This is a genomic window from Streptomyces sp. NRRL WC-3618 (assembly GCF_001280005.1).
Lineage (GTDB): Bacteria > Actinomycetota > Actinomycetes > Streptomycetales > Streptomycetaceae > Streptomyces.
Window position 1 is genome coordinate 57,118 of the sequence record NZ_LGDW01000028.1, and the last position, 18,287, is coordinate 75,404.

The window sequence follows — 18,287 nt, forward strand, 5'->3', positions numbered from 1 at the left end:
GCCCACCGGGGTGCGTCAGGCGACCGTGCAGGACTGGTCGCCCAGCTTGAAAGCGGACGGTTTTCCGTTGGTGCCCGGCGAGTTGCCGGTGAATCCGAACGTCACGGACGAGCCCGCCGCCACGTTCGCGTTCCAGGTCACGTTCTTCGCCGTCACCGTCGCGCCCGACTGGGCGTACTCGGCGTTCCAGAGCTGGGAGACGGTCTGGCCGTTCGGGAAGGACCAGCCAAGTGACCAGCTGTTCCAGGCGCTTGTGCCCGTGTTGCTGAGCTTCACCTCCGCCTGGAAGCCGCCCGACCATTCGCCGGTGACCTTGTACGTCACCGCACAGGCCCCCGTGGGCGTCGGCGTCGGGTCCGTACCGCCGCCCCCGCCGCCACCGCTCGCGTCCGACGACTCGCCGTAGACGACACCGCGGCCGTTCGTCGACACATACACGCGCCCGAACACCCTCGGGTCACCGGTGATCGCCCCGCCCGTCCAACCCCACTGGTGGGCATCGTCGTTGATACGCGTCCAGCTCGCGCCCTTGTCCGTCGACCGGAAGATGCCGCGTACGCCGCCGATCTTCGCGCTCGTGTACAGCGTCTGGTACGCCGCTCCCGTCGCCGCCTTGCCGAAGCCGATCGTGTCGGCCTGGTCGACGCCCGACAGCTTGGTGAACGTCTTGCCGCTGTCCGTCGAGTGCCACAAGCCGTACGCGCCGTCCGCCGCGCCGCCCGCCAGCCAGATGTCGCCCTTCGTGCCCGGCAGGGCCTTGAAACGCACGCTGTCGCCGGCCGGGAGACCGGTCGCCGCCGACGCGGTGAAGGTCGCCCCGCCGTCCGAACTCACATAGAACGTGCCCGACTTGAAGCCGTAGAACGTCTTCGGGTCCACCCGGTCCGACTCGACGATCGCGCCCGCCGGGACACCCGTCGACGCCGACCACGAGGTACCGAAGCCCGTCGCGTACCGCACGCCGGTGCCCGCCGGGCTCCACACGAAGCGGCTGCCGTCCGACGCCGACGCGATCGTGCCGCCGCCCGAGACGCCCGAAGGGTCGGTCCCCGCGAACCAGTTGGCGCCGTTGTCCGTCGAGAACGCGACATGCGGGCCCGAGTCCAGATCGCCGACGCGGGCCACGATCCCCGGGTTGGTCTCGGCGAAGTCCAGGCTCGTCGTGGTCGTGAAGGTCGGTGAAGTGAACATCATCGAGGGGACCTTGGTGAGATCCGTGTGGCGGAAACCGCCGATGTCGCCGAGCGCGCTGAGCAGCACGGCGCCGCCCGACGGGGGAGCGGCGAGGTCGTTGACCGCCGTCTCCTCCAGGCCCTGGACCATCGGTTTGATGGTGAACTGGCTGCCGCTGTCCCAGTTGGTGAGGTTCTCGGTGCCGTAGACCGTCGCACCCGTTCCGTACATCATGCGGTTCGAGTTGAACGGGTCGATCTCCAGCGACTCCGTCATCCACCCCAGTTTCGGCGACTGTTCGGGCGGCGACGGGTTCGCCCCGAAGGTCAGCCACGGGGAGGACGAGATATCCATCGTGTAGCGGTTCGCGCGGGTGGGGTACGAGGTGTAGTCCCAGGCCTTCGTCCAGGTGCCGCCGCTGTCGGTGGAGCGGAAGAGCTGCGTGTCCGGCCACCATGAGCTGTACGCCGTCGCCATCACCGTGCCCGGCTTCTGCCGGTCGATCGTCAGACCGCTGAAACCGTAGGAGGTGTCCGCCTCCGCGACCGGACTGATGTTCTTCCAGATGCCGGTGGCCGTCGCGTACCGCCACAACTGGCCCTTGCCGCCGTCGTAGGGGCCGCCCTTGTCGCTGTACGGCAGGTACAGATAGCCGTTCTTCGCGTCCAGGACGCCCTTGTGGGCCAGATAGCCGGTGGGCTGCCCGGCCAGCCGCGACCAGGTCGCGCCCGCGTCCGTCGAGCGGTACACCGCGTTGTCCTTGTCGGCGACCCCGACGTAGATCGTGCGGGTCGCGTTGCCCGCCGTACCCGTCGACTCGTCGAAGGTGACCCAGACGATGCCCTGGTTGTCGCTGGCGTAGCCGCTGGTGTCGGCCGGATCCTGCGCGTAGTTGCCGACGTTGGGGAAGTTCGCCACCTGCGCCCAGGTCGCCCCCGAGTCCGTCGACCGCCACAGCCCCTTGCCGCTGGGCGCGCCCAGATACAGCACGCTGTTCCTGTTGGGGTCGACGGCGAGCCGCTCACCCATGCCCCGGCCGGGCATGTTGCCGCCCAACTTGAAGGGGAGATCGGCCCGTTGCCAGCTCGCGCCCCGGTCACCGGACCTCAGCACGGCACCGTTTCCGGGATCCCAGCTGTTGGTGTACGTGCCGACAGCCGCGTACACCTTGTTCGGGTCGACGGAGTCGGAGGCGAGGCTGACCACGCCGGTGTGGCCCCAGCGGTCCCAGCCGACGGAGTCCGTGATCGGGGTCCACGTCTTCGTCGGCTCCTGCCAGCGGTAGGCGCCGCCGATGTCCGTACGGGCGTACGCCAGGTTCTTCTCGGTGCGGTTGAAGACGATGCCGGGGACGAAGCCGCCGCCGTCGATCCGGGCGTTCTTCCAGGTGTACGTGTCCGCCGCGAGCGTCGACTCGGGGGCGGACGGGGCGGCGAGTGCGAGGGGGCTGCCCGCCAACAGGCCTGCGGCCAGGGCCATGACGGCCGTGAGGATACGGGTTCTTCGCATGGAAGTCCTTTCCGGGTGGGGGGATTCGGGAAGGCAGAGATCACCGGGCGGTAAGCGCTTTCTATGTGGTGCGAGAGGCGCCGGGCGGCCCCCAGTGCGGGAAGGGGCCGCCCGGCGAGGTACGCGGAGCTCAGGTCCCGGTGGACCTTGCGGGGGCTATTCGAGTAGCTCCGCGTACGAACCCATGGCGAGGGCTATGTCCGCCTGGGCCCAGAACCGGTGGTAGGTGAACGTGGGCGCGGCGCCGCCCGCCAAGTACGCCTCGATCTTCGACCAGTTGGGGTCGTTCTTGTAGAAGGAGCGCAGCGAGGCGAACGTCGACGACGAGTTGATCGTGTCGCCGTTCGGCATCTTCCCCGTCCAGCCCGACGGAACGTAGACGCTGTCGTTGAAACGGTTGTAGTCCGCGCGGGTCTCCGGGACGGCGATGCCCAGGGTGTCCTGGTAGTTGGACCACATGCCGTCGAGGAGTGCCTTCGCTGTCGTCGCCGCCCTGGTGTCACCTGAGCGGTCGGCGTAGTAGCTCAGCGTCTTGGCGTACGCGGCCGCCACCCCCACGTCGTTCGTGTAGTCAGCGACGGTGACGTGAAGTCCCGTGTTGGCACCCGGAGTTGTCGCGTTCCAGGTGTCGGGCGCGCCCGACCACTGGAGTGTCGCCGGGATACGGTACGTGCCGTCCGGGTTGATGGTCGTCTTGGACAGCGCCCAGTCGACCCACTTGTCCAGCACGCTCTTCGCGGCGGCGTTGCCCGTCTGCTGGTAGTACTCGGCCACCCGCTCCATGGACCACGCCTGGAAGCCGAACCACTGGTTGGACGGCGGGTCGTGGTACACCGGAGCTTCGTCGTAGTACATGCCGTAGAAGGTCGGCGTACCGGCCGGCGGGGTCGCGTAGCGGCCCGCCCAGCTGTTGGTCGCGCCGCCCGCGATGCCACCCTCGTTGGACTGGAGCCAGCGGTAGAACTCGATCTGCCGCTGCAGTGACTTCGACCAGTCCGCCTGTCCCGTCGCCGACTTGGGCTTCAGATCGGCGTTCGAGCTGAGCGCGTAGGCGGCCAGGGGGTTCTGGTAGCCGCCGTGCGTGTGGCTCGAGCCGATGCGCCAGGCCCAGCCTCCCGAGGTGTCGGTGGAGCCGCCCCACGCGTAGTACCAGGACAGCAGGTAGTGCGAGGCGTCCTTGCCGGTACCGGCGGCGCAGGTCGTCGGGCCGACACAGTTGCCGATCTTCTTGAAGTACTTGTCGTACATGGCGTAGCGCAGATAGTCGCCCATCTTGGCCGCCTTGCCGACGGTCGTCGAGACGTCACTGCCCTTGCCCTGCTGCTTCGCCCAGACGTTCGCCCAGTACGCGGCCTGCACGGCGCGCGCGTCGGCGTCCGGGGCGTCGGTGAACTTCCACTGCTTGGCGTAGGACGAGTCGCCGGTGAACAGGTCCAGGTACCCGTTCGTGCCGCCGTACTTGAAGGTGTCGCAGGTCGGCTGCGGAACCGTCTCCCACACCGACTCCTGCGCGCCGCGCTGGAAGGTGTTGATGTACGACGGTCCGGTGTCCGCCGGGCCCGCCTCGCACTTGCCTGGCGAGTTGCCGTAGCCGTACACGTTGTCGACGTCCTGGAGCCAGTGCATGCCGTAGATGTCATCCGTGCCGTACGCGCTCTTCAGCTCGGCCGCGATCGGGTCGGAGCCCGCCGCGACGTTGCTGTCCAGCCGGGCCGGGTACTGGCTCGGCAGGTCCTGCTCAGGGGCGTACGTCCCCGGCTTCGAGGCGTTGTAGAAGGAGTTGGTCGGCTGGTCGGCGTGGGTGGGGATCATGTACCGCTCCATGATCGACCAGGCGCCGTTGAACTTGCTCCAGTCGCCCGTCACCTTGCCGTACATGGCCTGCAGCCACAGGAGGTAGCTGTACGCCTCCGACGTGGTCTCGTGGCCCTGGTCCGGCGCCTCGACGATCAGCGTCTCCACCGAGTGGTACGGGATGCCCTCGGGGGAGAAGTAGCCGCTCGCCGGGTTGGTGATCTTGCCGTAGAGGTCCAGGAACCGGGCGTCGTACACCTTCGAGGCCGCCAGCTCCGTGACGGTGACCGTCGCCTTGGCGTGGCCGGTGGCCGTCGAGTCGAAGGCCGCCGATCCGGTGCCCGTCGCGTTGGCGGTGATCGTCACCTTCTGCGCCGTGTTCCAGTTCGCCGGCGTGAAGGTGAGCGAGGCGCCGCCGGTCACCGACAGACCGGTGTTGCCGCTCGCACGAGCGGTCGTCACGGTCACGTTCGCGCTCGGCTGCGTCGACAGCTTGAGGTCGTACGTCGCCGACTTGCCCTGCTGCACGCCGAGTTGGGTCGGTACGGCGACCACGGCGGGACCCGAGGCGACCGTGATGCCGACCGGTGTGGACGGCGCCGAGGCACCCAGGCTGTCGTACGCCTTCGCCAGCAGCGAGTGGCTGCCCACGGCCAGTGCGGTGGCCGAGTACGTGTACGGCGCGGTCGTGTCCGTGCCGAGCAGCGTGGCGTCGTCGTAGAACTCGACCTTGGTGATCGTCGCGCTGTCCGCCGCAGCGGCGGTCGCCGCCATCGGCACCGCGTCACCCTGCGAGTAGACCGCGCCCGCTGCCGGGCTGGTCAGCACCGTGACCGGCGGCTGATGGGCCCCGGCGCAGGTCGTCCCGTTGATCGCGAACGAGGTCGGCGCGGCGTTGGTGCCGCTGTACGAGAACTGCGCGCCGGTGGTGACCGCCGCGCCGGCGGCGATCGTCGCGTTGTGCGGCGCGTTCTGCACGGTGACCGTCTTGCCGGACTGGGACCAGGTGCCGTTCCAGCCGTTGCCGAGCTTCTGGTTCCCGGCGTAGGCGTACGTCAGTGTCCAGCCGTTGATGACGTCGGTGCCCCGGTTGGTGATCGTCACATCCGTGGTGAAACCGGAGCCCCAGTCATTGGTCTTGTAGTCGACGCTGCACTGAACTGCCGCTGCCTGGGCGGGAGTTGTGCTCGTCGCGAGCATCGTCAGGGGGAGGGCGAGGGCCGCCACGACAGCGGTCCAGAACCGCCGCGTGACGCGGTGTCTGTTTCGGGGGTGCATGGTGCTGGTTCCTCCTAGCGGCTCGGAGGTGCTCGTGGAGATGTGGGGAGGAGCAACAAGCCTTGAACCAGTGGGAGCGCTCCCATATTGAAGACAGGGGTATCAGGGGTCAAGGTGTTTGAAGACTCGAATTGATTCGACGTCGTCATCTGATGGAAACACCTCAACCCCCCTGTCCTTTGCCGTCACTTGCCGCTAGCTTCGTTGACACCAGTGGGAGCGATACCGTCAGTCGACGCGTCCGCAACGACGCGCCCGATCGGCAAGGAGTCGCTTCATGCGACACCCTCCGCGTTCAGGTCTTTTAGTCGTGCTCGGCGCTGCCGTCGCCCCTGTGGGCACCGCGGTCGCGCCGGGGTTCGTCGCCTCCCGGTCCGGGAGCAACCCCGTACCGGCGTCGTTCAGGACTGCTCCGCGTCCACCGCTTCGGCGGCGAGTTCGCGTGCGTCCAGGGCAACGGCATCGGGGACGGACCGGTCGACGACGCCTCCGTGAAGGTGATCGCCGCCTGCGGAACGTGATCCTCGCCGGCGGGCTCGTGCACGCGAACGACCTCAGCACGTGGCTGACGTACAAGTCGGCCGACCCGACGGGCACTCTCGCCGCCGCCCAGGTCCCGCTGGCGGTGGACGAGATCGGCGAGAACACCTGGCACCCGGCACCACCGGCCCGTCCCACCTGATCTCCGGTTACGACGGCACACCCACAGCCTTCGCAACCGGTCCGCGCGACCATCCGCGCGCCATCGGTCAGTGCGCCGACTTCCCCACCCAGTAAGGCGCGTTCCACCCCACAGGAAAACGAGAGGACACCCGCACCCATGAGCCGTACCAGAACAGCGATCCTCGCCTCCATGGCGCTGATCGCAGGTGCCACCGGCGCCGCGGTAGCCGCCGCGCCCGCCGATGCCGGCATCTCCGCGATCCCCTGCACCGTCGACTACAAGGTGCAGAACCAGTGGGACACCGGCTTCACCACCGCCGTGACAGTGACCAACAACAGTGCTGCCAAGTCGAGTTGGGCCGTGAAGTGGTCGTACGCCGGTAACCAGCAGGTCACCAGCGGCTGGAGCGCGAAGTTCACCCAGAGCGGCGCCACCGTGACCGCCGCCAACGAGAGCTACAACGGGACGCTCCCCACCGGTGGTTCGGTGAGCTTCGGCTTCAACGGCGGCTACAGCGGCACGAACGCGCTCCCGACCTCCTTCACCCTCGACGGCGTCACCTGCAACGTCGACGGCGGGGGCGGCCCCACGGACCCGCCCGGCCCCACGGACCCGGGCCCCGGCACCGGCACGAAGGTCGACAACCCGTACGCCGGCGCCAAGGTGTACGTGAACCCGGAGTGGTCGGCGAACGCCGCCGCCGAACCGGGCGGCAGCCGGGTCTCCAGCCAGCCCACCGGCGTCTGGCTGGACCGGATCTCCGCGATCAGCGGAGCGGGCGGCAAGATGGGCCTGCGTGCCCACCTCGACGCGGCCCTCCAGCAGAAGGGCACCGGCGAAATGGTCGTCCAGCTGGTCGTCTACGACCTGCCCGGACGCGACTGCGCGGCCCTCGCCTCCAACGGCGAGCTCGGCCCGACGGAGATCGACAAGTACAAGACCCAGTTCATCGACCCGATCGCGGCGATCCTCGCGGACGCCAAGTACGCGGGCCTGCGTATCGTCACGGCAGTCGAGATCGACTCGCTGCCCAACCTCATCACCAACACGGGCAGCAAGCCCACGGCCACGCCCGCGTGCAATGTGATGAAGGCGAACGGCAACTACATCAAGGGTGTCGGCTACGCGCTCAACAAACTCGGTCACGTGCCGAACGTCTACAACTACATCGATGTCGCCCACCACGGCTGGCTCGGCTGGGACGACAACTCCGGCCCCGCGGCAGACCTGTTCAAGCAGGCGGCCACCGCCGAGGGCGCGACCGTCAACGACGTGCACGGGTTCATCACCAACACGGCGAACTTCAGCGCCCTGAAGGAGACCAACTTCGCCATCGGCGACACCGTGGCCGGCAAGTCCGTCCGCGAGTCGAAGTGGGTGGACTGGAACCGGTACACCGATGAGCTCTCCTTCGCGCAGGCCTTCCGCAACCAGCTGGTCACGGCCGGCTTCCCGGCAGGCATCGGCATGCTGATCGACACGTCCAGGAACGGCTGGGGCGGCACCGCACGGCCCACCGGACCCGGCCCGAAGACCACCGTCGACACGTACGTCGAGGGCGGACGCATCGACCGGCGCATCCACGTCGGCAACTGGTGCAACCAGGCCGGCGCGGGTCTGGGCGAACGCCCGAAGGCCGCTCCGGCGGCCGGGATCGACGCGTACGTGTGGATGAAGCCTCCGGGTGAGTCCGACGGCGCCAGCTCGGCGATCCCGAACGACGAGGGCAAGGGCTTCGACCGGATGTGCGACCCGACGTACACGGGTAACCCGTTGAACAACAACAACTTGTCGGGTGCGCTCGGGAACTCGCCGCTCGCCGGGAAGTGGTTCTCGGCACAGTTCCAGGAGCTGATGCGGAACGCCTACCCGGCGCTCTGAGCTCCGCTGGGTCGGCGGGATTGTCCGGTGCGGGTTCGGTGGGGGCTTGTCGCGCCCCGCGGCGGCAGCCGCAAATCGGGCACAGCCCCGCGCCCCTGTCGGGGGCGCGTTGCGCCTCCCGACCCCGTCGGCCCGCGTAGGCGGTAACAGAAGGTAAGTGATGGTTCGCCGGGGGCTTCAGCTGTGCTGTGCCAGCCCCCGGCGGATCGCCTGCTCCACCGGGGAGTGGTTCTCGTCCGTGCGGTTCAGGTCGTAGGGGGTCGCCGGGTACAGAGGTGGCTGGGCCATGAAGCGGGGGTGGGTGCCGTGGTGGGGTTGCGCCGCGTGTACCAGGAAGGGGTGGCAGAGGTAGACGTCCCCGGGGCTGCCGGTGGCGTGTGCGAGCGGCCGGTGTGCCGAGGCCTCCACCAGCCGCGGTGCGATCTCCAGGCCCGAGACGCCCTCCTCGCCGTACGGCTCCAGCAGTGGAGGTACGTCCAGATGGGAGCCCACCCGGATACGCGTCGGGGCGTCCGCCTCGCCGACCTCGCTGAACAGGAACAGCATCAGCAGAGCGCGGTCCCGGGAGCGGAGATTGGTGTACGGCCAGGTCGCGCCGTCGGGGAAGTAGCTGCCCTCGATGTGCCAGCCCGCGTCGTCCGGTTCCTCCTCGTGCGGGAACCGCAGGGGAAAGCTGCCCAGCGAATAACGTGACGCCCAGCGGCCCTCGCCCACCAGCGCGTCGAACGCCTCATGCAGCACAGGGGTGTTGACCGCGGCGGCGAACGGGCCCTGCGCCATGTCCGACACCCAGTGCACGGGCTTCGTCCAGGTGCCCGGGTCGTCCGGGTCGCACCCCGTCTCCCGCCACAGCAGCCGTCCGCAGTGCTCGGCGACCCGTGGCGGGAAGGCGCCTTCGATCTTCACGAACCCGTCGTCGAGGAAGCGCTCCACCTGCTTGTCGTCCATAGAGGCATCGTGGGGGAGCGGGACGGTGCCCGCATCCGGTTTTTGCCGGACGAGGGCGGGGAGGCAATCGCCGTTTGCCGTAACGGCAACAGAACTGGCTCGGTCGGCGAAGGCGGAGCAGGCTGGTGGCAACGACAAGGGGAGGCCCGTACACCATGGCCCATCAGCACCGGCACAACCATTCCCACGACAACGCCGACATCGACTTCGCCACGATGATCCCCCACCTGGAGGGGCAGGCCGAACTGTTCGCGCCGCTCTACGCCGACGCCCTGGCCTGGCTGGCCGGACAGCAGCCCGAACCGGGGCTGATCGTCGACGCGGGCAGCGGCCCCGGCGTCATCTCGGGCTTCTTCGCCAAGGCGTTCCCCGAGGCACGCATCGTCGCCGCGGACAGCTCGGCGCCGCTGCTGGAGCGAGCCCGCGAGAACGCCGACCGCCTCGGACACGCCGACCGCTTCAGCACCGTACAGGCCGAACTTCCGCACGGTCTGGGTGAGTTGGAGTACCCGGCGGACCTGGTGTGGTCGAGCAGGGCCGTGCACCACGTCGGGGACCAGCGCGCCGCGCTCGCAGCTCTCGCCGCCGTCCTCGCGCCCGGCGGCACGCTCGCCGTGATGGAGGGCGGCCTCGCGGAGCGGAACCTGCCGCGCGACCTCGGCTTCGGGCGCCCGGGCCTGGAGGCACGGCTCGACACGATCGAGCAGACCTGGTTCACCGCGATGCGCACCAGCCTGCCCGGCCACATTCGCGAGACCGAGGACTGGCCGGCCCTGCTCACCGCCGCCGGTCTGCGCCCCTCCGGCACCCGCTCCTTCCTCCTCGACCTCCCCGCTCCCCTCACGGACGAGGCCCGCGCCTATGTGATCGGCGTCTTCGACCGGCGCCGCACGATGTTCGCGGAAGAACTCGACGCCGAGGACCGCGCCACCCTCGACCGCCTCCTCGACCCCGAGGACAAGGCGGGCCTGCACCACCGCCCCGACATCTTCGTCCTGGCCACGCACACGGTCCACACGGGCAGCAGGCCGCCGGTGTAGCCGCAGCCGCCGCCGAGCTTGACTTCGAGAGCTCTCCAAGTGATGGACTCCTCGCTGTTCGCCGACGCGCGGTGCACCGCCGCGCAGGGCACATATGTGGCACATGCGTGGCACAGACAGGGGGTAATCACCATGACCGAGTCACCCGTCGCACTCATCACCGGGGGCGGCAGCGGTATCGGTGCCGCCGTCGCGCGACAGTTGCTCGAAGCCGGCCACCGGGTCACCGTGACCGGCCGGGGAGAGAAACGGCTGCGCGAATTCGCCGAGGAACTCGGCCGCCCCGAGGGCCTGTTGACGATTCAGGGAAACGCGGCCGAGTACGACGACATACGCGCCGCCGTCGCGACGACGCTGAAGGAGTTCGGGCGGCTGGACACGGTGGTCGCGAACGCCGGGTTCGCCACCCACGACTCGGTCGCCGACGGCGACCCGGCGGGCTGGCCGGAGATGGTGCTGACCAACGTGCTCGGGCCGGCGCTGCTCATCAGGGCCTCTATCGACGCGCTGAAGGAGACCCGGGGCCGGATCGTGCTGATCGGCAGTGTCGCCGGGTTCGTCAACACGCCGGGCAATATCTACGGGGCAACGAAATGGGCGGTGACCGGTCTGGCCGAGAACACCCGCCGCCAGGTCACGGAGTTCGGCGTCGGCGTGACCCTGGTGGCTCCCGGGCGCGTCGAAACCCCCTTCTGGGACAGCTACGGAAGCCTGCCCCCGGGGCATTTGCTGACTGCCGACCAGTTGGCCGACTCGGTCGTCTGGGCGATCCGGCAGCCGGCGGGAGTCGACGTCAACACCGTGGTCGTACGGCCGATCGGGCAGCCCAACTGAGCCGTGTACAGCTCCAGTTGACGGGAGACGGGCCCGGCGCCGCGTGCGTGGACGCGGCGCCGGCCCGTCCGGGACTCCCGGCTTTGCTGTCCTGCCGCCCCGGTTCAGTTGTCGCGGATGAACTGCTTGGCCAGCTGATCACCGAGGGAGACCGCCGCGCCGTGGTTCTCTATGGGCGACACCTGCGAGTTCTTGAACAGGATGTACGTCACTCCGGAGTCCGCGCCCCCGCTCTCCGGGTCGGGGTTGATGCCGAGGGCCTGAGCGGTGGCGTAGGACGCCTCACCGATGATCTTCGTGGGGCCGGTGTCGCCGACGACCGCGTACTCGACCTTGTTGTTGTAGATCACGGCGACCACACCGCCGCCCTTGATGCCGGCGCCGGCGTAGTTCCAGATACCGCTGGAGCTGGGCACGACGACGTAGGGCAGTGCATCGGCCTTGAGCGGCTTGCCGTTGGACTGGTGGAACGCCGTGTCGTCCTGATACCAGGGGTCGGTGTTCTCGTTGCACTTCGACGTGCGCTGTCCGTCGCAGTCGACGTCCATGTCGGCCTTCCAGAACACGGCGCCGTTCTTGCCGCACACGGGTATCGAGGCCGAAGTCTCGTCGTCGGTCCGGTACTTGCCGTTGGAGAGCTGGGAGCAGGACGTCACCTTGGCGAGCAGGGCGGCGGCGCTGACCGAGCCCTCCCTGACGGACGCGGTCTTGGACGTACCGGAGGCGTACGAGGGGAGCGTGGCGGAGGCGAGCAGGGCCGCGCCGGCGACCGCGCCGAGGGCCAGTGTTCGAGAGCGCACTGTGGGGGGCCCTTCTGTTAGGAAAGTTTCCTTACCGGGTGCGATCCAAGGTGGACCTTCAGGCATGGCCGCGTCAACCCTGTCGACCGGGCTTCGAGGGGCCCCGGTCGCCCAAGCGAAACGCCCCGGAACCGCGACCGTGGCCGGTGCGGACCGGGGCGTTGTGGTGAGTGCCGGGGCGTTGTCGTGAGTGCCGTCAGCCGGCTTCGAACGTGGCCGGGTCCGGTCCCGTTCGCCGGTCCTCGTTCAGCGCGCTGATCGCCGCGAGATCCTCGGTGTCCAGGCTGAAGTCGAAGACCTCGATGTTCTCCTTGATCCGGGACGGCGTCACGGACTTGGGGATCACCACGTTGCCCAACTGGAGATGCCAGCGCAGCACGATCTGGGCCGGTGTACGGCCGTGCTTCTGGGCGATGGCCACGATCGCGGGAACCTCCAGCAGGCCCTTGCCGGAGCCGAGCGGGGACCACGCCTCCGTGGCGATGCCCTGCTGCGCGTGGTACTCGCGGGCCGCGTGCTGCTGGAGGTGCGGGTGCAGCTCGATCTGGTTGACGGCCGGAATGACCGACGTCTCGGCGAGGAGCCGGTCGAGGTGCTCCGGAAGGAAGTTGGAGACGCCGATGGACCGGGCGCGGCCGTCCGCGGCGAGCTTCTCGAGCGCCTTGTACGTGTCGACGTACTTGTTCTTGGCCGGCTGCGGCCAGTGGATCAGATACAGGTCCACGTATTCCAGGCCGAGCTTCTCCAGGGACGTGTCGAAGGCGCGGAGGGTGGACTCGTAACCCTGGTCGCTGTTCCAGAGCTTGGTGGTGACGAAGAGGTCCTCGCGGGCGACGCCGGACACGGCGATGGCCTTGCCGGTGCCCTCTTCGTTGCCGTAGATCGCCGCTGTGTCGATGCTGCGGTACCCGGTCTCCAGCGCGGTGGCGACCGCCCGCTCCGCCTCGTCGTCCGGCACCTGCCAGACGCCGAAGCCCAGCTGGGGCATCTCGACGCCGTTGTTCAGAATGATCGGGGGGACCTTGCTGCTCACGAGCTCTCGATCCTTCAGTCGTCGGGTGGGATGCCCATCGTACGATCACAAACCCCGCCGTATCCCGTGGCGCATCCCCGCCGGAGAGTCCGTTCGAACTGACTGGCTAGTCAGTACCGGAGGCGGGAATGGCCGAAAACGCATCCGGGATCAGCGGTCCGGACCATTGACCGCCGGGCTCCCGTACCGCGACGCTGGATCGCGCCGGCGAACGAGTTGGTGAACTCGGTGCAGCCATGTGAACAGTCGGTCGGCGAGAGATCCGGCCAGGCCCCCGAATCAAACGACATTCACAAACCGCGAGGTGATCAGTGTCATGAGCACATCCAGAAGGGCGATGCTGGGTGCCGTCCTCGGCGGGGCCGCAGGAGCGGCCACCGGTCTGCCGACCGCCACCACCGCACACGCCGCCTCCTGGCAGCAGAAGTGGGCCCCGTCGGCGAGCGCCGACGGCCTCGGCGCCTTCGAGACCGTCGAGGACGACCGCGCCGACTCCCACCCCGCCGCACACCCGCACATCTACGCCACCGGCGACAACTGGCGCTTCAACATCCACACCGTCGACCGCGACACCTCGACCGACCGCCAGCGCCAGGAGGTCACCGGTCTGCGCAACGGAAGCGGCGGCAACTACCCCAAGTGGACGGAGGGTCAGACCTGGCGGGTCACCTACTCGATGTACATCCCGAGCTCGCTCAGGGCGACCACCACCTTCACCCACATCATGCAGATGAAGCAGCCGGGCAACGGCACCTCACCGCTCGTCGTGCAGTCGCTGCGCCGGGTGAACGGCGTGCAGACCATCGAACTCAAGCTGGCCGTCGACGACATCCTGGTCGGCCGCACGAACCTGGAACCGCTGCACGACAGGTGGACCGACGTCGACTTCCAGATCAAGGTCGGCAACGGCTCGGCGGGCACGGTCCGCTGGATCCTCAAGTCCGGTGGCTCCACCGTGATCGACGCCTCGAAGACCGGCGTCGACACCTTCCTGGCCGACCGTGTACGCCCCAAGTGGGGCATCTACCGCTCCCTCGGCGACACCTCCGGATCCCTGCGCGACACCTACCTTCTGCTCACCAACCTCCGTGGCTACCAATTGATCTGAGGGTTCGTCAGCCATGAGACCCGCACCGCGGGAGGTCAGGCCCGGTACAGGGCCTCGACCTCCTTCGCGTACGCCTTCTCGATCGCCCCGCGCTTCAGTTTCAGGGACGGGGTGAGCAGACCGTGTTCCTCGGTGAACGGCTGGGCCAGGATGCGGAACGTACGGATCGACTCCGCCTTGGAGACCAGGGTGTTCGCCGCGACCACCGCACGCCGCACCTCCTTCTCCAGGTCCGCGTCGCGGACCAGTTCCGTCGGGGTCAGCTGCGGTTTGCGGCGCATCGTGAGCCAGTGCTCGACCGCCTCGTGGTCCAGGGTGATCAGGGCGGCGATGTACGGGCGGTCGTTGCCGACCAGGATGCACTGGGCGACCAGGGGATGGTCCCGGACGCGTTCCTCCAGGCCCCCCGGGGAGACGCTCTTGCCGCCCGACGTCACCAGGATCTCCTTCTTGCGCCCGGTGATCGTGAGGAAGCCGTCCTCGTCGAGGGAGCCCAGATCGCCGGTGGCCAGCCAGCCGTCGTGCAGGGTCGCGTCCGTCGCCTTCTGGTTGTTCAGATAGCCCTGGAAGACGTTGTCGCCGCGCAGCCAGATCTCGCCGTCCTCCGCGATGTGCACGGTCATGCCCGGAATGGCCTGGCCGACCGTGCCGTAGCGGGTGCGCTCGGGCGGGTTCGCGGTGGCCGCCGCCGTCGTCTCGGTGAGGCCGTAGCCCTCGTAGATGTGGACGCCCGCGCCCGCGAAGAACAGGCCGAGCCGCCGGTCCATCCCCGAACCGCCCGTCATGGCGTGCCGTACCCGCCCGCCCATCGCGGCCCGGATCTTGGAGTACACGAGCTTCTCGAACAGCTGGTGCTGCATCCGCAGGCTCGCCGACGGACCGGGACCCAGGTCCCAGGCCTTCTCCTCCATGGCCTCCGCGTAGCGCACCGCGACCTCGACGGCCTTCTCGAAGGGACCGGACCTGCCCTCCCGCTCGGCCTTGCGGCGGGCCGCGTTGAACACCTTCTCGAAGATATACGGCACGCCGAGGAAGAACGTCGGCCGGAAAGCGGCGAGGTCGGGCAGCAGAGCCGCCGCGTTCAGTTGCGGCTGGTGGCCGAAACGCACCCCGCCACGGATCGCGGCCACCTGCACCATCCGGCCGAAAACATGCGCGAGGGGGAGGAAGAGGAGGGTCGCCGCCTCGTCGCCTTTGCGGGAGTGGAACACCGGTTCCCAGCGCTCGATCACGGTGTCCGCCTCGAACATGAAGTTCGCGTGGGTGATGACACAGCCCTTGGGGCGGCCCGTGGTGCCGGAGGTGTAGATGATCGTCGCCGTCGACTCCGGGGTGACCGCGAGCCGGTGCCGGTGCACCGTCTCGTCGTCGAGGTGCGCGCCGGCCTCGTACAGCTCCTGCACGGCGCCCACGTCGAGCTGCCACAGCTGCTGGAGCCGGGGCAGCCGGTCGATGACCGTGGCGATGGTCATCGCGTGGTCCTCGTGCTCCACCATCGCCGCCGTCACCTCGGCGTCGTACAGCATCCAGAAGACCTGCTCGGCCGAGGACGTCGGATAGACCGGCACCACCTGCGCGCCGATCGTCCACAGCGCGTAGTCGAAGAGCGTCCACTCGTAGCGTGTACGGGACATGATCGCGACCCGGTCCCCGAACCGGATGCCCTGCGCGAGCAGGCCCTTGGCGAGGGCGAGGACCTCGTCGCGGAACTCGCCCGCGGTCACGTCCCGCCACTGGCCGGCCTCGTCCTTGCGGCCGAGCGCGACACGGAGGGGGTCTTCCAGGGCATGTTCGAACACCACGTCGGCCAGTCCGCCCACAGGCGGCGCCAACGCCAGTGGAGGGTTGGTGAATTCGCGCAAACCCACTCCTAGTGACGCTTCGCACGGCGCCGTGAAAGCTACCCCACGGCCACGCATCGCGGGAGTGGGTACCAAGCCGAGTGGTGTACGGTTTCGGCGCTGTACCGGGGGGAGAAAATGTGTCTGTATGGGTCGGGGGCGGACAGAATTTCTTGCGGGGAAGCGGGTTCCGGCCCGGTAATCTCCACCGAATCCGACCGACCCGCTCACCGCCCGCACCAGGCCTCTTGGGGCTCTCTTTAGGTTTCGGGGCGCACTGGTCGACTACCCGCGGTGACGGCGACGGTCATCGCCGGTGCAGTCGGTCCCCGCTGGTCAGGATCGCCGCGGCCAGCGCGTCCGCCGCGCTCTGGGCGGACGTCCGACGGTGGCCGTGGACCAGGACGAAGTCGACCTTGCCCAGCTCCGGCAGCCCGGCCCGGTCGGGTACGCGGACCAGGCCGGGCGGGATCATCCCGCGCGAGTGCGCCATCACCCCGAGGCCCGCGCGGGCCGCAGCGATCAGCCCGTTGAGGCTGCCGCTGGTACAGGCGACGCGCCAGGCCCGCCCCTGCCGTTCCAGCGCCTCCATGGCGAGGGCGCGGGTGATGCCCGGCGGCGGGTACACGATCAGGGGCACCGGGCGGTCCGGGTCCAGGCGGAGCCGTTCCACACCGATCCACACCAGCTCGTCGTGCCAGACCGGCTCGCCCCTCGGATCCTCGGGGCGCCGCTTGGCCAGGACGAGGTCCAGTTTCCCGGCGGCCAGCCGCTCGTGAAGGGTGCCCGACAGCTCGACCGTCAGCTCCAGATCGACCTCGGGATGGTCGTACCGGAAGGCCTCCAGGATCTCCGGCAGCCGGGTCAGCACGAAGTCCTCCGAGGCGCCGAACCGCAGTCGGCCGCGCAGCCGCGTGCCCGTGAAGAACGCCGTCGCCTGGTCGTGCACCTCGAGGATCCGGCGGGCGAAACCGAGCATCGCCTCGCCGTCCTCGGTCAGCTCCACGGAGTGCGTGTCCCGGGAGAACAGCTGTCGTCCGGCCGCGTCCTCCAGGCGCCGCACATGCTGGCTGACCGTCGACTGGCGCAGGCCGAGCCGCCGGGCGGCCTGCGTGAAGCTGAGCGTCTGGGCCACGGTCAGGAAGGTCCGCAGGTGAGAAGGGTCGTACATCTCTCCACGGTAACCGCTTATCGCGAAACGCGATGACAGTCAGAGCGGTGTACGGGATTCCCGATCACGGACCCGAGGAGGACCATGAAAGCCGAGACAGGCCCGACCGTCCCCGTACCCGAGTAGTGGAGCACCGTGAAACGCCTGAAGTGGCCGAGCTGGATGCCGATCGACCCCTACATCCTGCTGTTGCTCGGGACAGTGGGCCTCGCCGCGCTCCTCCCGGCGCGCGGGACGGGCGCCGACGTCGCCTCGGGAGCCTCCACGGCGGCCATCGCCTTCCTCTTCTTCCTCTACGGCGCCCGTCTCTCCACTCGCGAAGCGCTGGAGGGACTGAAGCACTGGCGGCTGCACACCACGGTCCTCGTCTGTACGTTCGTCGTCTTCCCGCTGCTCGGCCTGGCCGCCCGCGGACTCGAACCCGCGTTCCTGACCCACGACCTCTACATCGGCCTGCTCTTCCTCACCCTCGTCCCGTCCACGATCCAGTCGTCGATCGCCTTCACCTCGATGGCCCGGGGCAATGTGCCCGCCGCGATCTGCGCGGGCTCCTTCTCGTCCCTCGTCGGCATCGTCGTCACCCCCCTGCTCGCGGCCACCCTGATCGGCGGCAGCGGCGGCGGCCTCTCGCTCGACTCGCTTCTCGAGATAGTGCTCCAACTGCTGGTCCCGTTCCTCGCCGGGCAGGTGCTCCGGCGCTGGATCGGCGGCTTCGTCACCCGGCACAAGAAGGTGCTCGGGCTGGTCGACCGGGGCTCGATCCTGCTCGTGGTCTACACCGCGTTCAGCGAGGGCGTGACCGAGGGCATCTGGCACCAGGTCAGCCCGGCCCAGCTCGCCGGACTCATGGCCGTCGAGGCCGTACTCCTCGCGGTGATGCTGACGCTCACCTGGTACGGCGGCAAGGCGCTCGGTTTCAACCGGGAGGACCGGATCACGATCCAGTTCGCCGGCTCGAAGAAGTCCCTGGCGGCCGGACTGCCCATGGCGAGCGTCCTGTTCGGCGCACAGGCCTCGCTGGCGGTACTGCCGCTGATGCTCTTCCACCAGATGCAGCTGATGGTGTGCGCGGTGATCGCCAAACGCCGCTCGAACGATCCGGTGACCACCGAACAGGAAACGACGGAAGCCGAACGCCCAAAGGGCCGGGTGGGCGCTCGCGCCCCGCGCCCCTAGGGGCGCGGGGAACTGCGCGACCAGCCCCCACCGGGCC

General features: G+C 68.9%; 13 protein-coding genes. 6 read left to right on the forward strand and 7 right to left on the reverse strand.

Annotation, left to right across the window (positions count from 1 at the left end; all coding sequences use genetic code 11):
* Positions 1-15: 15 nt before the first annotated feature.
* Positions 16-2,682, reverse strand: coding sequence for a cellulose binding domain-containing protein (locus ADL01_RS04615; RefSeq protein WP_053740583.1), 2,667 nt, complete (start codon positions 2,680-2,682; stop codon positions 16-18).
* 156 nt (positions 2,683-2,838) lie between these two features.
* Positions 2,839-5,754, reverse strand: a complete 2,916-nt coding sequence (locus ADL01_RS04620; RefSeq protein WP_053740584.1) for a glycoside hydrolase family 48 protein — start codon at positions 5,752-5,754, stop codon at positions 2,839-2,841.
* Positions 5,755-6,271: 517 nt separating this feature from the next.
* Between ADL01_RS04620 and ADL01_RS47405 the strand changes: the two genes are divergently transcribed.
* Complete coding sequence (locus tag ADL01_RS47405) at positions 6,272-6,436, forward strand: hypothetical protein (RefSeq protein WP_199834751.1); 165 nt, start codon at positions 6,272-6,274, stop codon at positions 6,434-6,436.
* 138 nt (positions 6,437-6,574) lie between these two features.
* Positions 6,575-8,299, forward strand: coding sequence for a glycoside hydrolase family 6 protein (locus tag ADL01_RS04630; protein ID WP_053740586.1), 1,725 nt, complete (start codon positions 6,575-6,577; stop codon positions 8,297-8,299).
* Positions 8,300-8,476: 177 nt separating this feature from the next.
* Here ADL01_RS04630 and ADL01_RS04635 read toward each other — a convergent pair whose 3' ends face one another.
* Complete coding sequence (locus ADL01_RS04635; RefSeq protein WP_053740587.1) at positions 8,477-9,247, reverse strand: phytanoyl-CoA dioxygenase family protein; 771 nt, start codon at positions 9,245-9,247, stop codon at positions 8,477-8,479.
* A 155-nt stretch (positions 9,248-9,402) separates the two neighbouring features.
* On the opposite strand from ADL01_RS04635, the gene ADL01_RS04640 reads away from it, so the two are divergent.
* Entirely contained in the window at positions 9,403-10,287 is an 885-nt protein-coding gene (locus ADL01_RS04640) for a class I SAM-dependent methyltransferase (protein WP_053740588.1), read from the forward strand.
* Positions 10,288-10,419: 132 nt separating this feature from the next.
* The gene (locus ADL01_RS04645; protein ID WP_053740645.1) at positions 10,420-11,121 is read left to right on the forward strand and encodes an SDR family oxidoreductase; all 702 of its coding nucleotides are present in this window, start codon (positions 10,420-10,422) and stop codon (positions 11,119-11,121) included.
* A 104-nt stretch (positions 11,122-11,225) separates the two neighbouring features.
* On the opposite strand, the gene ADL01_RS04650 is transcribed toward ADL01_RS04645, so the two are convergent.
* Together ADL01_RS04650 and ADL01_RS04655 are read right to left on the reverse strand one after the other, a co-directional pair.
* Positions 11,226-11,921, reverse strand: coding sequence for a glycoside hydrolase family 75 protein (locus ADL01_RS04650; protein WP_053740589.1), 696 nt, complete (start codon positions 11,919-11,921; stop codon positions 11,226-11,228).
* Between the two features lie 196 nt (positions 11,922-12,117).
* On the reverse strand, positions 12,118-12,954 hold the full coding sequence (locus ADL01_RS04655; RefSeq protein WP_053740590.1) for an aldo/keto reductase: 837 nt from the start codon (positions 12,952-12,954) through the stop codon (positions 12,118-12,120).
* A gap of 316 nt (positions 12,955-13,270) precedes the next feature.
* Here ADL01_RS04655 and ADL01_RS04660 point away from each other — a divergent pair, with 316 nt between their 5' ends.
* Positions 13,271-14,062, forward strand: a complete 792-nt coding sequence (locus tag ADL01_RS04660) for a hypothetical protein (RefSeq protein ID WP_053740591.1) — start codon at positions 13,271-13,273, stop codon at positions 14,060-14,062.
* Positions 14,063-14,097: 35 nt separating this feature from the next.
* On the opposite strand, the gene ADL01_RS04665 is transcribed toward ADL01_RS04660, so the two are convergent.
* Positions 14,098-15,924: an AMP-dependent synthetase/ligase gene (locus ADL01_RS04665; RefSeq protein WP_053740592.1), complete on the reverse strand. Its 1,827-nt coding sequence runs from the start codon at positions 15,922-15,924 to the stop codon at positions 14,098-14,100.
* 286 nt (positions 15,925-16,210) lie between these two features.
* On the reverse strand, positions 16,211-17,074 hold the full coding sequence (locus ADL01_RS04670) for a LysR substrate-binding domain-containing protein (RefSeq protein WP_053740593.1): 864 nt from the start codon (positions 17,072-17,074) through the stop codon (positions 16,211-16,213).
* 162 nt (positions 17,075-17,236) lie between these two features.
* Here ADL01_RS04670 and ADL01_RS04675 point away from each other — a divergent pair, with 162 nt between their 5' ends.
* Positions 17,237-18,250 (forward strand): bile acid:sodium symporter family protein, encoded by a 1,014-nt coding sequence (locus ADL01_RS04675; protein WP_053740646.1) that lies wholly within the window; start codon positions 17,237-17,239, stop codon positions 18,248-18,250.
* Positions 18,251-18,287 lie beyond the last annotated feature (37 nt).

Excerpts from the sequence above, each read along its gene's own strand:
- ADL01_RS04615 (WP_053740583.1), bottom strand. The coding sequence starts at position 2,682 with ATGCGAAGAACCCGTATCCTCACGGCCGTCATGGCCCTGGCCGCAGGC.
- ADL01_RS04620 (WP_053740584.1), bottom strand. The coding sequence starts at position 5,754 with ATGCACCCCCGAAACAGACACCGCGTCACGCGGCGGTTCTGGACCGCT.
- ADL01_RS04630 (WP_053740586.1), top strand. The coding sequence starts at position 6,575 with ATGAGCCGTACCAGAACAGCGATCCTCGCCTCCATGGCGCTGATCGCA.
- ADL01_RS04635 (WP_053740587.1), bottom strand. The coding sequence starts at position 9,247 with ATGGACGACAAGCAGGTGGAGCGCTTCCTCGACGACGGGTTCGTGAAG.
- ADL01_RS04640 (WP_053740588.1), top strand. The coding sequence starts at position 9,403 with ATGGCCCATCAGCACCGGCACAACCATTCCCACGACAACGCCGACATC.
- ADL01_RS04645 (WP_053740645.1), top strand. The coding sequence starts at position 10,420 with ATGACCGAGTCACCCGTCGCACTCATCACCGGGGGCGGCAGCGGTATC.
- ADL01_RS04660 (WP_053740591.1), top strand. The coding sequence starts at position 13,271 with ATGAGCACATCCAGAAGGGCGATGCTGGGTGCCGTCCTCGGCGGGGCC.
- ADL01_RS04670 (WP_053740593.1), bottom strand. The coding sequence starts at position 17,074 with ATGTACGACCCTTCTCACCTGCGGACCTTCCTGACCGTGGCCCAGACG.
- ADL01_RS04675 (WP_053740646.1), top strand. The coding sequence starts at position 17,237 with ATGCCGATCGACCCCTACATCCTGCTGTTGCTCGGGACAGTGGGCCTC.